The sequence below is a fragment of the Agrobacterium sp. lyk4-40-TYG-31 genome, assembly GCF_030209855.1.
GTDB lineage: Bacteria > Pseudomonadota > Alphaproteobacteria > Rhizobiales > Rhizobiaceae > Agrobacterium > Agrobacterium vaccinii.
In genome coordinates, this window is sequence record NZ_JARVRE010000014.1 from 61,628 (window position 1) to 75,880 (window position 14,253).

A 14,253-nucleotide genomic window follows, 5' to 3' on the forward strand; every position below is an offset into this window, starting at 1 on the left:
CTCCGGCAGGCCAAAAGCCTGCCGGTTTTCTTTTGTTTACATTCCGGCCAAGCGTAGCCCTTAATCAACAGATGAATGCGGGCGTTCAGAAATTTGGGCTGGCGGAATCACTCTTTTAAAGGTAAGCGGTAAATCCCATGGCGCGATATGTATTCATCACAGGCGGCGTGGTCTCCTCACTTGGTAAGGGCATTGCGGCTGCAGCACTCGGAGCGTTGTTGCAATCCCGTGGTTACCGGGTGCGGCTTCGCAAACTTGACCCCTATCTCAATGTCGATCCCGGCACCATGAGCCCCACCCAGCACGGTGAGGTGTTCGTGACCGATGATGGCGCGGAGACGGACCTCGATCTTGGTCACTATGAACGCTTCACGGGGCGCTCGGCCACCAAGACCGACAACATCACCACGGGTCGCATCTACAAGAACATCATCGATAAGGAACGCCGCGGCGATTATCTCGGCGCGACGGTACAGGTCATTCCCCACGTCACCAACGAAATCAAGAATTTCGTGACCGAAGGCAATGAGGAATACGACTTCGTTATCTGCGAAATCGGCGGCACGGTGGGTGACATCGAAGCCATGCCATTCATGGAAGCCATCCGTCAGGCCAAGAACGACCTGCCACGCGGCACGGCCATCTTCGTGCACCTGACGCTAATGCCTTACATTCCGGCAGCCGGTGAGCTGAAGACCAAGCCGACGCAGCACTCCGTCAAGGAATTGCAGGCGCTGGGTATTCACCCCGATATTCTTCTCGTGCGTGCCGACCGGGAAATCCCCGAGGCCGAACGCCGCAAGCTTTCGCTGTTCTGCAACGTGCGTCCATCCGCCGTCATTCAGGCGCTGGATGTGGCCAATATCTATGACGTTCCGATTGCCTACCACAAGGAAGGCCTCGACAACGAAGTGCTGGCCGCCTTCGGCATCGAGCCTGCGCCAAAGCCGCGTCTTGAGCAGTGGGAAGAGGTCTGCAACCGCATCCACACACCGGAAGGCGAAGTGACGATTGCCATCGTCGGCAAATATACCGGCCTCAAGGACGCGTATAAGTCGCTGATCGAAGCGCTGCATCACGGTGGCTTTGCCAACCGCGTCAAGGTCAAGCTGGAGTGGATCGAGTCGGAAGTCTTCGAAAAGGAAGACCCGGCACCCTATCTCGAAAAGGTCGATGCCATCCTCGTTCCCGGCGGTTTTGGCGAGCGCGGCTCCGAAGGCAAGATCCGTGCTGCGCAATACGCTCGCGAGCGTCAGGTGCCCTATTTCGGTATCTGCTTCGGCATGCAGATGGCGGTCGTGGAAGCGGCGCGCAATCTGGCTGGCATCGAAGCGGCTTCATCCACCGAATTCGGCACGACATCCGAGCCGGTCGTCGGCTTGATGACCGAATGGGTGAAGGGCAACGAGCTCGAAAAGCGCAACGCAGCCGGCGATCTCGGCGGCACGATGCGCCTGGGCGCCTATAAAGCATCGCTCAAGAAAGACACCAAGATTGCCGAAATCTACGGCTCCACGGACATCTCCGAGCGCCACCGCCACCGCTACGAAGTCAACGTAGACTACAAGGACCGCCTCGAAAACTGCGGCCTCGTCTTCTCCGGCATGTCCCCGGACGGAGTTCTGCCGGAAACGGTGGAATACCCCGATCACCCATGGTTCATCGGCGTGCAGTACCACCCCGAACTTAAAAGCCGCCCTCTCGACCCGCACCCGCTGTTCGCGAGCTTCATTGAGGCCGCGCTGGAGCGGAGCCGGTTGGTTTGAGGCGACGGCGATTGAGGGCGAAATAAAAAAGGCCGCAGCGATGCGGCCTTTTGGGTTTTAAGTCTGCTTTACCAATTGCGGACGATGCGACCCCATTCAGTTTTCCACAACGATGTTGGACACCTGTTCTGAGGCTTCTACATGGTTCCTATGTGGACGAACATGATCAGTTGCCATTGATGAAACTATCTACGACCCAATCGGAAAGGTCGGACCAATGTCCCTCGAATATCTGGTCGTGAGACCAGAGCTCGACGGACCCATCTGGCAGTAGACAATAATAATCGTTGTTGTCTCGGCAAATAGGCAACCAGTCGGTTGGGAGCCCTGAATCCCGAGCGCTCGCTATACTTGGCAGAATATTGCATCGTCCCTCGCTGTCGGCGCGAAGATAGAGCAGCTCCTTGGTCAGAACTATATTTCCGGCATTTTGAACAAGATATCGGTAATCTTCAGGTAGCTTCAGGCCAATCTTATGCTCGACATATTGGATGGTCGTGTCGTCAGGTAGCGGGATCAGGGTCGTGAATCTATCAGTTTGGGCCTCCATCAACCTGACCGCTTCTCGAATTTTTTCTGATATCATCAATATGCCCCGCGATGTTTTCGTCCCCAGGGACATTAGGTATATTGATTGCGATGCCAAGACAAAGAGTGCCGCGGTGTCCTCATGATCATTGATTATCGGTGCAGATTGCACATTGCTCGAAATCTGGTGTGGATGGTGGCGTCCATGCCAATCATAATTGTTTCAAGGTCAGCATATCTCGAAAGTACGGTAAACCCCACTGAGCGTGCGAGTTAGCGTGGACACTAGGTCAAGTGAAGCTATCATGTGTATCCAGTAAGCTTCTGGGCGAGGTAAGTTCCTGCGAATCCCCCGCATCCAGCTGCGATACATGATACCCAAAATGTGGCGTCCAGGGCACCCGCGAGCCACGCGGACAGTCCGGCGGCGACACCGCCCAGAACATTTGACAAATGTCTTTTCATTTTATCTACACCCCGCAGTGCTTTTCAACTGGAACAGCTTGGCCCTTCACGTCTCGAAGCAGGGCAAGCCGGACCACAATCGTCTATGGTGTAATTTGCCGCGTCATTTGAAAAGAGTATGTCGCTCAACGTTCTCTCGCAACGTTTTTGCAGGCGCTGCTTCATTCGCCGTCGCAAATAAGATCGCCTAATGGCAAGAGCGCACCAATAACCGACATTTAAAGTTGGTATCCGTCAATACGAAAGCACAATCTCAAACTCGCCACTCCGACCAACATGATACGGTGCGCAACTCTCAATGGCGCGCATTATTGCGTCTTGAGCGTCATAGAGCCTCTGGTTTGAGTCACGTCCTTTGACTTCAACTAGCGTCACCGCTCCGTCATGCGTAAGAGCGATTCGTACCGGTACTGAAACCGGCGCTCCGTCATTTCCCCGTTCCATGCACTGCTGCACTTCTTTTGCGAGCCTAATGCTTTCTTCGCTTGCTTGCGAGCACCCCGCAAACGCAGTGACGACTACGAGAATTGCACTGTGCAACAGTTTCAAATTTTTGCTCCACTGTCCGTCTACAACCAGAATGGTTAGAAGCCGCCGATAATTACCACACCAGTTCAACGGTGTTTAGGATTGGCGTTGAAACGACAGCTCTTGCCAAAATTGGGTAGTACCAATCTATTTGCGCCGTTACCGCAACCGCACCACCAAACACTCCCCACCAACCTCCAATTCCTCCGCAAACGGCGCACGCACAATCAGGCAATCCGACTCCGCCATGATCTTAATCATCGACGAATCCTGCTTGGTGAAGGCCTCGATGACCGGCTGACCATTTTCGTGGCCAACGATGCGCGCGCGCAGATAATCCTGCCGCTGGTCGTTGGCCTTCAGCGTCGTGGCCGTCCTGGCTTTGATTTCGCGTGAGGTGATCTGGCGGTGGCTGATTTTTTGGATGAGGGGTTCCAGAAACAGCAGGCTGCAAACGAGGCTGGCGACGGGGTTGCCGGGGAGGCCCAGCACCTGCATGTCGCCGATGGAGCCGACCATCAGCGGTTTGCCGGGGCGCATCGCGATGCGCCAGAAGTCGAGTGTCATGCCCTGCGCCTTCAGCGCTGACTGAACGAGATCGTGGTCGCCAACCGATGCGCCGCCGAGGGTGACGAGGACGTCGGCTTTGGCGGCGATGGCTTTGTCGATTGCGGCGCGGATGAGGGCTTCGTCGTCGGCTACGATGCCGAGGTCGAGAATGTCGGCGCCTGCTTTGCGGGCGAGTGCGGCGACGCCGAAGGTGTTGGAGGCGATGATCTGTGCCGCGTTGGGCGTGCCACCGGGGGCAACCAGCTCGTCACCCGTTGCGAGAATGGCGATCAGCGGTTTGCGGAAGACGCTGAGCGTCGCGTGGTTCATGGCGGCGGCAAGGGTGATGTCGGTGAAGCTCATCTCCGTTCCGGCCTTCAGCCCCGTTTCGTCCTCGATGAAATCCTGTCCGCGCGGCCTGATGTGCCTGCCTGCGGTTACCGCAAATGTTGTGCGGATTTTGCCGGGCTCCAGCACGTCTGCGTCTTCCTGAATGAGAACGGCATCCGCGCCCGCTGGCACGATGGCACCGGTGAAAATGCGCACGGCATGGCCTTCGCCAACGACGCCGTCAAAGGCGTGACCGGCGGCTGATTCGCCGATGACATCGAGCACGGCACCGATCTGCGGCGCATCGGCAGCGCGCAGGGCGTAACCATCCATAGCGGATGCATCGAAAGGTGGCTGGGTAAGCCGGGCGGTGAGGTCTTGGGCCAGAACGCGGCCATCAGCTTGGTCGAGCGTGACGGTTTCCGTGCCGGTCACCGGAATGGCTGCAGCCAGCAAGCGCGCCTGTGCATCTGCAACGGGCAAGAGGGCAGGTTTCATCATGGGTCCTCTCGCATGTCTTGTGCTGTCGGTTTGTGCCGTCAGCGCTGCTTATCTCACCGTTTGAAATGCCCGGATTTGCCGCCGCTCTTTTCGAGAAGGCGGATCGAGCCGATTTCCATGGTCTTGTCGGCGGCCTTGGCCATGTCGTAAATCGTCAGGCACGCCATGGAAACGGCGGTCAATGCTTCCATTTCCACACCGGTCTTGCCGGTCAGCTTCACGGTCGCTTCCACGCGCAGGCCAGGCAAGGCATCGTCTTCGGTGATATCCACGACGATCTTAGTCAGAATCAGCGGGTGGCACAGCGGAATGAGATTGGGCGTCTGCTTGGCGGCCATGATGCCCGCCAGCCGCGCCGTGCCGATGACATCGCCCTTTTTGGCGTTGCCGTCACGGATCAGCACCAGCGTTTCCGGCTTCATCTTCACATAGCCTTCGGCCACCGCAACGCGAGTCGTTTCGGACTTGTCGCCGACATCGACCATATGGGCCTCGCCGGAGGCGCCGATATGGGTGAGTTTGGGTTCGCTGCTCATTCCGCGGCCATGATGTCGTTGCGGCCCGTCAGCAGCGTGCGTGTGGCGGCGGCAACGTCGTCCTTGCGCATCAGGCTTTCGCCCACCAGGAAGGTGGTGATGCCCGAGGCCTGAAGGCGGGTGCAATCCTCGAACGTAAAGACACCGCTTTCGCCCACCAGCAGCTTGTCCTGCGGCACCAGCTTTGCCAGACGCTCGCTGACCTCAAGGCTGACCTCGAAGGTTCGTAGATTGCGGTTGTTGATGCCCAGCAGCGGCGAGGCGAGCTTCAGCGCGCGCTCGGTTTCTTCCTCGTCGTGCACTTCCACCAGCACATCCATGCCCAGCGAGAACGCCTCGTCCTCCAGACGCTTCGCCTCGTCATCGGAAAGCGATGCCATGATGAGAAGAATGCAGTCTGCACCCCAGGCGCGGGCTTCATGCACCTGATAGGTTTCGAACATGAAATCCTTACGAAGCGCGGGCAGGGCGCAGGCGTTGCGGGCGTTCGTCAGAAATTCCGGGGCGCCTTGAAAGCTTGGCGTGTCCGTCAGCACGGAGAGACAGGCCGCACCACCGGCTTCGTAGGCCTTGGCCAGCGCGGGCGGATCAAAATCAGGGCGGATGAGGCCTTTCGAAGGGCTGGCTTTCTTGATCTCGGCAATCAGGCCGAAGGTGCCGTTGTCCTGCCGACGTTTGAGCGCCTGATAGAAACCACGCGGTGCGGTCTGGTCGGCAGCCATGGCTTTCAGATCAGCAAGGGACACCTTTGCCTTGGCAGCAGCGATTTCCTCGCGCTTGTAGGCTTCGATCTTTGTCAGAATATCACTCATGATAGTGCCTTACTCTTCGTTCGATACGGCAACCAGCCGGTCCAGCGCCGCAGCGGCCCGGCCATCGTCCAGCGCGGAAGCCGCCAGCTTCATGCCATCGGCCAACGTCTCGGCCTTGCCCGCAACAACCAGCGAGGCTGCGGCATTGCACAGCGAAATATCGCGATAGGGATTTTTACGCCCGCCCAGAACCTCGCGCAAGGCTGCGGCATTGACCACGCCATCGCCGCCCTTGAGGTCATCTATCCCCGCTGCGTCCACGCCGAAATCTTTCGGCGTCAGCTCGAATGTTCTGATCTTGCCGTTTTCCAGTGCGGCCACATGGGTGGTGCCGGTGGTGGTGATTTCGTCCAGACCGCTGCCATGCACGACCCACACACTTTCCGAACCCAGATCGCGCAGCACTTCGGCAAGGGGCACAAGCCAGTGCGGGGCAAATACGCCGAGAAGCTGTTTCTTTGCGCCTGCCGGGTTGGAGAGCGGGCCAAGCAGATTGAAGATGGTGCGGGTGCCCAGTTCCACACGGGTCGGGTTGACGTGGCGCATGGAGGAGTGGTGGCGCTGCGCGAACATGAAGCCGAGACCGGCTGCGCCGATGCAACGGCTGATCAGCTCCGGTTCGATATCAAGCTTGACGCCGAGAACGGAGAGCGCATCTGCCGTGCCGGATTTGGAGCTGAGCGCGCGGTTACCATGCTTTGCCACCGGCACACCCGCACCAGCAACGATGATGGAGGCGAGGGTTGAGATGTTGTAAGTGCCAAGGCCATCGCCGCCCGTGCCGACGATATCGATGGCATCAGCAGGCGCGGTGACCGGCAGCATGCGCGAGCGCATCGATGACACGGCACCGACGATTTCATCCACCGTTTCGCCACGCACCCGCAAGGCCATGAGAAAGGCACCGATTTGCGATGGCGTCGCCTCGCCGGACATCAGCACGTCGAAGGCCTGCCGCGCTTCTTCGCGGTTCAGGCTTTCGCCGTTGGCCACCTTCGCAATCAGCGGCTTCAATTCAGCCATGTCGTCACGTCCCCTGGATGGATTAAAAGGCGGTCATGGCCTGGTCTGCGGCAGCCTGATTGATGGTCACACCATAGTCATTCTGAAGGCGGTTGACCATCTGGTCCAGCATGTCATCACCGGCGGCAGTCGCCATGGCGGTGACCTGCTGGTCGTTGTTGTCAAGCGCGTCTGATGGCGTTGTGGTGTTGACCTCGGTCACCTTGAACAGCACGCGGCTGGAGCCATCCGTATCGGGAGCTGTGCCGACAAGACCCTGTGCGCCCGCAAATACGGCGGCAACGGCCTGCTGACCGAGAACCGCGTCTCCACTCGTGCGACGAAGACCCATCTTCGTTTCCACGGCCAGTCCCATTTCACTGGCAATTGCGGCAAGGGTTTCGCCCTTGTCGGCGCGTGCCTTCAGCTCTTCTGCCTTGGCGGCAAGGGCTGTGCGCTGCTGTTCGGCAGTCCAGTCGGCAACGACCTGTTCCTTGACTTCGGCCAGTGTGCGGTCACGCGGAGGCGTAATCTGCTGCAGGTCGAACCAGACATAACCATCGCGACCGATATTGACGGCAGGCGCATCGCCACCCTGTTCGGCCTTGAACACTTCCGTGACCAGGGCAGGCGTCGGCAGACCTTCGACGGCATTGCCCCTTTCATCTTCGCCATTGGCGTCGATGGAATTGACGGTCACAGGCTTCAGCTTGAGTTGCGTTGCCGCATCCGACAGGGAGGAGCCGCCACCACGCAGGTCTTCGTAGCGGTCGTGAACATTGTTCAGCTCTTCAGCGGCATTGGCGGTTGCCAGATTGGTGCGAATTTCTTCCTTCGCTTCGTCCAGCGTCTTCATGCTTTCGTTCTTGATACCCGTCACACGCAGGATGACCGGGCCGAAAGCGCCATCGACAACGGGTGAAACGCCGCCATCTTTCTGGATCGCGAAAGCGGCCTCGGCAATCGACTGGTCGGGAATGGTGTCCTTGGTGAACTCGCCGAGGGTCACGTCGGCGGGCTGCTTGCCCTGATCCTTTACGACCTGATCGTAGGTGGTGGTACCAGCACGAATCTGTGTCGCCGCTGCCTCTGCCATTTCCTTGTCGGCAAATGTCAGCTGCTCGATGGTGCGGCGACCGGCAGTGCGGAAGTTGTCCTTATGGCCTTCGTAATAGTCCGAAATCTGCTGATCCGTAATCGTGGTCTGGTCCGCGATGTCGGATGGCTCGAGCTTCACATAGGTGAACTTGCGATACTCAGGGGCGCGGTACTTCGCCTTGTTGGCTTCGAACCATGGTGCCAGCACGTCATCACCGGGCGCTTTGACCGGGTCGATATTGGCGTTGGACAGCAGCACGTATTCGATGGAGCGCTGTTCGTCGCGGTACTGCTTCAATGCATCCACCAGAACCTGCGGTGGCTTGAAGCCATCCGAGATGGCGTCGACGATCTGGCCACGCACGGCAACCTTGCTGCGCTCCTTGACGTAATCGTCTTCATTGAAACCGGCGCCACGCAGACGCTGGCTGAACAGCGCGCGATCGAACTGGCCACTTGGCGACTTGAAGGCTGGGTCTTCGGCGATCAGCGTCGCGAGGCGATCTTCCGAAAGGCCGAGGTTCATTTTCGAGGCAAGCTCATCCAGTGCCGCACCGGCGGAAAGCTGGCTGAAGACCTGGCGATCGATGCCGAAGGCCTTGGCCTGCTCCGTCGTCAGTCGCGTGCCGAACTGGCGACCGACATCGGCAAGCTGGCGCTGATAGGCAAAGCGAAACTCGTTCGGCGTCACCGTCTGGTCACCCACCGTCATCACGGCATGCGAACTGGTGGTTACCAGAGAGGCGGAAACGCCCCACACGCCGAAGGACAATACGAGGAGGAGAAGAAGAATCTTGGCCGCCAAAGTACGAGAAGCATTTCTCAGGGAATCGAGCATCGCTATGCAAACCTCACAATATCGCCCGTTACGCCGGGTCTATGGGGCTTCCTTAAATCAATCCACCTTGAAATTGAAGGCTAAATTCGGCTGAAAAGCGCTTGATCGCAAACGAAGGCGTGAGCAATCGCGTTTGCTGGCGGGTTTGATGGTGCGGCAGGTAGAAAGGCACAAAAAAACCGCCTCTGAAAGGGCGGCTCTTTGCGTCCGGGCAGTTACGCCCGGCTGGTGAAGTAATCGACGCTTAAAATGACTTGCTGCGCGCAAGCATCTCTCTGAAGTGCTCGTCTTCTTTCTGCGACTCCGTAACTGCGGAGATGACCGAGGCCACGAACATTGCGCTGATGAGGGCCGCAATCAAAGTCAGAAAGGTAAGCATAGCATAACTCCAGAGTTACGTATTTATTACTCCCGCTGGATCAATAGTAATTCATATATTGAGTGCGGGATGTGAGCTGTGGGAAGTCAGGGCCGTTCTGTTCCGGCTTTTGACCGTAAAGGCTGAACGTCGTTGCTACCATCGCGATAACCAACATTGTCCAGGCAGTGCTGATCACGCCGATTTTCGCCGAAGTAGACTGTTTTTCTCTGATAAACATGTGTCCGTTCCTTTACCTGCGATCTGAACGCGCGATACCTGATCCAGTTCCGCGTTATTGTTAAAAATCGATTAGCATCGCGCCTCTGAAGCGTTGTTGAATGCTTCATTCATCTGGCGTTCAGAAAACCGGCAGTGCACGTCAATCCATGAAGACATATTCGACGACAAAGGATGTCGCGATTGTCAGTGCTATCATGAATGCCAGCATGTCCGTCTCCGAGTGGCCAAAGTGACCGTTTGCGATGCGATGAGACGTTTATAGAGATATGCTTTGAAGCCGCGCTGAATGGCGCGTTCATATGATGTTCAGAGTATTATTGAGGCTGTGCGGCGAAAAGCCTGCCACGTCGAGGTCTTGCGAAGACCTGTCTTACATGACAAAAGGCGGCACAACTAACGTTAAATATCGAGAACGGTATGACGACTGCCTTTTATCCCGGATCTTTCGATCCCATGACCAACGGACACTTGGATGTACTGATCCAGTCGTTGAACGTGGCGTCGCAGGTTATCGTCGCAATCGGCATTCATCCCGGCAAGGCGCCGATGTTCAGCTTCGAGGAGCGTGCCGAGCTTATCCGCCTTTCTTTGACGGAAGCACTGCCGGATGCGGCGGCTCGTCTGCGAGTCGTTTCCTTCGCCAATCTGGTGGTGGATGCCGCCCGCGAACATGGGGCGACACTTCTCGTTCGCGGCCTGCGGGATGGCACCGATCTGGATTACGAAATGCAGATGTCAGGCATGAACCGGCAGATGGCGCCCGATATTCAGACCGTTTTTCTACCCGCCGGCACGGCATCGCGGCCCATTACCGCCACATTGGTTCGTCAGATCGCCGCAATGGGCGGTAATGTGGAGACTTTCGTGCCGAAAGCCGTGTTGCACGCCCTCAACAGCAAGCTGAAACGCTAGTCTCAGCCAATATTCTGGAGCCAATCCGATGAAACTGCTTCGATTTGCCTTTGCAGGCGCCCTGTTCGTCAGCGCCATCGCCGCCAGCACCTTTGCTTCGGCTGCGGAATTCCTCACCATCCAGCTGAAGGACGGCCCTGTGGTCATCCAGCTTATGCCCGAAGTCGCGCCGAAGCACGTTGCGCAGATCAAGGCGCTGGCTGAAAAGGGTGCTTACGACAACGTCGCTTTCCACCGCGTCATTCCCGGCTTCATGGCCCAGACGGGCGATGTGCAGTACGGCAACATGAGCAAATCCTTCAACGCCCAGCGCGCAGGCACAGGCGGTTCCGACCTGCCGGATTTGCCAGCCGAGTTCTCCAAGACACCGTTCGAGCGCGGCACGGTCGGCATGGCCCGTTCGCAGGACCCTAACTCCGCCAACTCGCAGTTCTTCATCATGTTCGATCAGGGCTCGTTCCTGAACGGCCAATATACCGTTGTCGGCAAGGTTGTGTCCGGCATGGAATTTGTGGACAAGATCAAGAAGGGCAAAGGCGGCAACGGCGAAGTTTCCGATCCTGACCGCATGGTCAAAGTCACCGTTGGCAAGAAATAAAACCGGGCGCATGCCCACGTAAAAGGAGAGATACCATGGCCGAGATCAAAGATCCCGAAAACACCCTCATCATGGAAACAACGACCGGTAAGGTCGTGATCCAGCTTCTGCCGGAAGTGGCTCCTGGCCACGTTGCCCGCATCAAGGAACTGGTGTCCGAGCAGGCTTACGACGGCGTCGTCTTCCACCGCGTCATCACCGATTTCATGGCGCAGACCGGCGACGTGAAGTTCGGCAAGAAGGGTGCGGAAAGCTTCAACCCTTCGCGCGCTGGCATGGGCGGCTCCGAAAAGCCTGACCTTCAGGCCGAATTTTCCGCTATCCCACACGTGCGCGGCACCTGCTCCATGGCCCGTTCGCAGAGCCCGAATTCTGCCAACTCGCAGTTCTTCATCTGCTTTACCGACAGCCCATGGCTGAACAAGCAGTACACGGTCTGGGGCCAGGTCATCGAAGGCATGGAAGCCATCGACAAGATCAAGCGCGGCGAGCCTGTGAAAGACCCCGATTCCATCGTCTCGATCCGCCTTGCTTCTGCGGCCTGAGCATAGGATATAGACACTTGGCCCGCCTCGCAGGCAACTGCGGGGCGGGTTTTGATTGGGTGACATAGAAACGAAACCTCTCCGTCGTCATCCTCGGGCTTGTCCCGAGGATCTAACCACATTCGATGTTGTGGATCGTTGGATCCTCGGGACAAGCCCGAGGATGACGCCGAGTGCAGAGAACGCCTTGTCATCCAAATTACCCGCCCGAATGACAATGCAGGGCGGGTTTTAATATTCTGGTGCCGTTGCTCCCTCATTCCTGTGCTCGTCACAGGAATCCAGCCAGCCCAAGTCCTTGGGCTGAAAAGAGTCTTCCTGCCGCGCAGACGCGCGCCAACTGGATTCCTGTCACAAGCACAGGAATGAGGGAAGACGAGAGCGGAGCGCCGGACTATTCTTGAAAACTAAGAGCCCCATCATGCGTGTAGACCTGTTCGACTTCGACCTTCCCGACGACAACATCGCGCTTCGCCCGGCGAACCCGCGTGACAGTGCGCGTCTGCTCGTGGTCGACCCGAATGCGGACAGCATGACGGACCATCATGTCTTCGATCTCCCCAGCTTCCTGAAGCCGGGCGATGCGCTCGTCTTCAACGACACGCGCGTTATCCCCGCCCAGCTCGAAGGCGTTCGCCTTCGCGAGGGTGCGCCGGAGACGGCCGTTTCCGCCACGCTTCACATGCGCGCAGATGCCAGCCGCTGGAAGGCATTCGCCCGTCCCGGCAAGCGCATCAAGCAAGGCGACCGCATCCGCTTCGGCTACGAGCGTGACAATGCCTGCGGTCTGGCTTTTCTGGAGGCGACCGTCGAGGAGAAGGGCGAGGAGGGTGAGATCACCCTGTTGTTCGATGTCTCCGGCCCCGCGCTGGACGAGGCCATCGCCTCCGTCGGCCACATCCCGCTACCTCCTTATATCGCCGCGAAACGACCCGAAGACGCGCAGGACCAGACGGATTACCAGACGATCTACGCCCGCGAAAAAGGCGCCGTCGCCGCACCCACCGCCGGTCTCCACTTCACGCCCGCCCTCTTCGAAGCCCTGGATGCCGCCGGTATCGAGCGGCATTTCGTAACGCTGCATGTGGGCGCTGGCACGTTTTTGCCCGTGAAGGCCGACGACACCGAGGAGCACAAGATGCACTTCGAAATTGGCACTGTATCAGAGGAAACGGCGGCCAAACTGAATGCCGTCAAGGCGAGGGGCGGGCGCATCGTTTGCGTTGGCACCACCTCGCTGCGGTTGATCGAAAGTGCTGCGCGCGACGATGGCCAGATAGCGCCGTGGTCCGGTGCCACCGGCATCTTCATCACGCCGGGTTACCGCTTCAAGGCGGTCGATATTCTGATGACCAATTTTCACCTGCCGAAATCCACGCTGTTCATGCTGGTTTCGGCTTTCTGCGGGCTGGAAACCATGCGCGAGGCCTACAGGCACGCCATCGAAACCGGCTACCGTTTCTATTCCTATGGCGATTCCAGCCTCCTTTTTCGGAAGACCTGATGCAAGAGAACTTCACCTTCACCCTCAAAGCAACCAGCGGCGGCGCGCGCCTTGGCGAAGTGGCCATGCCACGCGGCACCATCCGCACGCCTGCCTTCATGCCGGTCGGCACCGTCGGCACCGTCAAGGCCATGTATCTGGATCAGGTGCGTGACCTCGGCGCCGACGTCATTCTGGGCAATACCTATCACCTGATGTTGCGCCCCGGCCCGGAGCGCGTTCAGCGTCTCGGCGGTCTGCATGAGCTGATCCGCTGGCCGCACCCGATTCTGACCGACAGCGGTGGCTTCCAGGTCATGTCGCTGTCTGGCCTGCGCAAGCTGGACGAAAAAGGCGTGACCTTCAAAAGCCATGTGGATGGTTCGCTGCACCACATGTCGCCGGAACGGTCCATCGAAATTCAGGGCATGCTCGATTCGGACATTCAGATGCAGCTGGACGAATGCATTGCGCTCCCTGCCGAGCGCAAGGAAATCGAGCGCGCCATGGAAATGTCGCTGCGCTGGGCCGAGCGTTGCCGCGTCGCCTTCGGTGAGCAGCCGGGCAAGGCCATGTTCGGCATCGTGCAGGGCGGCGACCAGCCGGATTTGCGCATTCGCTCGGCGGAAGGGCTGAAGCAGCTCGATCTCAAGGGCTACGCCGTTGGCGGTCTCGCCGTGGGCGAGCCGCAGGAGGTGATGTTGAGCATGCTCGACATTACATTGCCTGCGCTGCCAACCGAAAAACCGCGCTACCTGATGGGCGTCGGCACGCCAGACGATATCCTGAAATCGGTCGCACGCGGCATCGATATGTTCGACTGCGTCATGCCCACGCGCTCGGGCCGTCACGGTCTGGCCTTCACCCGCCGTGGCCGCGTCAACATTCGCAATGCCCGTCACGCCGAAGACATGCGCCCGCTGGACGAGCAGTCCAACTGCCCGGCATCGCGTGATTATTCCCGCGCATATCTGCACCATCTGGCTCGCTCCAATGAAGCTCTAGGCGGCATGCTGCTGTCCTGGCACAATCTCGCCTACTATCAGGAACTGATGCAGGGCATCCGAAAATCCATCGAAGAAGGCCGCTTTGCCGATTTCTATGCGGAAACCATTGAAATGTGGGCGAAAGGCGATATCGATCGCATCTGAGATCGTTTTC

General features: G+C 58.4%; 14 protein-coding genes. 6 read left to right on the plus strand and 8 right to left on the minus strand.

Features of this window, described 5'->3' with window-relative positions; genetic code table 11:
• Nucleotides 1-137: 137 nt before the first annotated feature.
• Nucleotides 138-1,766, plus strand: a complete 1,629-nt coding sequence (gene pyrG / locus QRN55_RS21995) for a CTP synthase (RefSeq protein ID WP_045230555.1) — start codon at nt 138-140, stop codon at nt 1,764-1,766.
• Between the two features lie 166 nt (nt 1,767-1,932).
• On the opposite strand, the gene QRN55_RS24445 is transcribed toward pyrG, so the two are convergent.
• From QRN55_RS24445 to QRN55_RS22030, 8 genes are all read right to left on the minus strand, one after another.
• Nucleotides 1,933-2,388, minus strand: a complete 456-nt coding sequence (locus QRN55_RS24445) for an SMI1/KNR4 family protein (protein ID WP_350225196.1) — start codon at nt 2,386-2,388, stop codon at nt 1,933-1,935.
• Nucleotides 2,389-3,446: 1,058 nt separating this feature from the next.
• On the minus strand, nt 3,447-4,664 hold the full coding sequence (locus tag QRN55_RS22000; RefSeq protein ID WP_284778330.1) for a molybdopterin molybdotransferase MoeA: 1,218 nt from the start codon (nt 4,662-4,664) through the stop codon (nt 3,447-3,449).
• A 56-nt stretch (nt 4,665-4,720) separates the two neighbouring features.
• On the minus strand, nt 4,721-5,203 hold the full coding sequence (gene moaC, locus QRN55_RS22005) for a cyclic pyranopterin monophosphate synthase MoaC (RefSeq protein ID WP_284778312.1): 483 nt from the start codon (nt 5,201-5,203) through the stop codon (nt 4,721-4,723).
• Nucleotides 5,200-6,015, minus strand: a complete 816-nt coding sequence (gene trpC / locus QRN55_RS22010) for an indole-3-glycerol phosphate synthase TrpC (protein WP_284778313.1) — start codon at nt 6,013-6,015, stop codon at nt 5,200-5,202. The genes moaC and trpC overlap by 4 nt, the downstream gene beginning before the upstream one ends.
• A gap of 9 nt (nt 6,016-6,024) precedes the next feature.
• On the minus strand, nt 6,025-7,038 hold the full coding sequence (gene trpD / locus QRN55_RS22015) for an anthranilate phosphoribosyltransferase (protein WP_284778314.1): 1,014 nt from the start codon (nt 7,036-7,038) through the stop codon (nt 6,025-6,027).
• Between the two features lie 22 nt (nt 7,039-7,060).
• Nucleotides 7,061-8,953, minus strand: a complete 1,893-nt coding sequence (locus QRN55_RS22020; RefSeq protein WP_284778315.1) for a peptidylprolyl isomerase — start codon at nt 8,951-8,953, stop codon at nt 7,061-7,063.
• 244 nt (nt 8,954-9,197) lie between these two features.
• On the minus strand, nt 9,198-9,332 hold the full coding sequence (locus QRN55_RS22025; protein WP_284778317.1) for a hypothetical protein: 135 nt from the start codon (nt 9,330-9,332) through the stop codon (nt 9,198-9,200).
• 40 nt (nt 9,333-9,372) lie between these two features.
• Entirely contained in the window at nt 9,373-9,552 is a 180-nt protein-coding gene (locus tag QRN55_RS22030; protein ID WP_111839076.1) for a hypothetical protein, read from the minus strand.
• 419 nt (nt 9,553-9,971) lie between these two features.
• Here QRN55_RS22030 and coaD point away from each other — a divergent pair, with 419 nt between their 5' ends.
• The 5 genes from coaD to tgt all read left to right on the plus strand — a co-directional run bounded on the left by coaD (nt 9,972) and on the right by tgt (nt 14,243).
• Nucleotides 9,972-10,466 (plus strand): pantetheine-phosphate adenylyltransferase, encoded by a 495-nt coding sequence (coaD, locus tag QRN55_RS22035; RefSeq protein ID WP_284778318.1) that lies wholly within the window; start codon nt 9,972-9,974, stop codon nt 10,464-10,466.
• A gap of 28 nt (nt 10,467-10,494) precedes the next feature.
• A complete protein-coding gene (locus QRN55_RS22040) occupies nt 10,495-11,064 on the plus strand; it encodes a peptidylprolyl isomerase (RefSeq protein ID WP_045230545.1) in 570 nt (189 codons plus the stop codon).
• A gap of 35 nt (nt 11,065-11,099) precedes the next feature.
• A complete protein-coding gene (locus QRN55_RS22045; RefSeq protein WP_111839078.1) occupies nt 11,100-11,609 on the plus strand; it encodes a peptidylprolyl isomerase in 510 nt (169 codons plus the stop codon).
• Between the two features lie 421 nt (nt 11,610-12,030).
• Nucleotides 12,031-13,113 carry a tRNA preQ1(34) S-adenosylmethionine ribosyltransferase-isomerase QueA gene (gene queA / locus QRN55_RS22050; protein WP_111839079.1) on the plus strand — a complete coding sequence of 361 codons (1,083 nt, stop codon included), beginning with the start codon at nt 12,031-12,033 and terminating at the stop codon, nt 13,111-13,113.
• Nucleotides 13,113-14,243 carry a tRNA guanosine(34) transglycosylase Tgt gene (tgt, locus tag QRN55_RS22055; protein ID WP_065701107.1) on the plus strand — a complete coding sequence of 377 codons (1,131 nt, stop codon included), beginning with the start codon at nt 13,113-13,115 and terminating at the stop codon, nt 14,241-14,243. Before queA ends, tgt begins: the two co-directional genes overlap by 1 nt.
• Nucleotides 14,244-14,253: the final 10 nt, after the last annotated feature.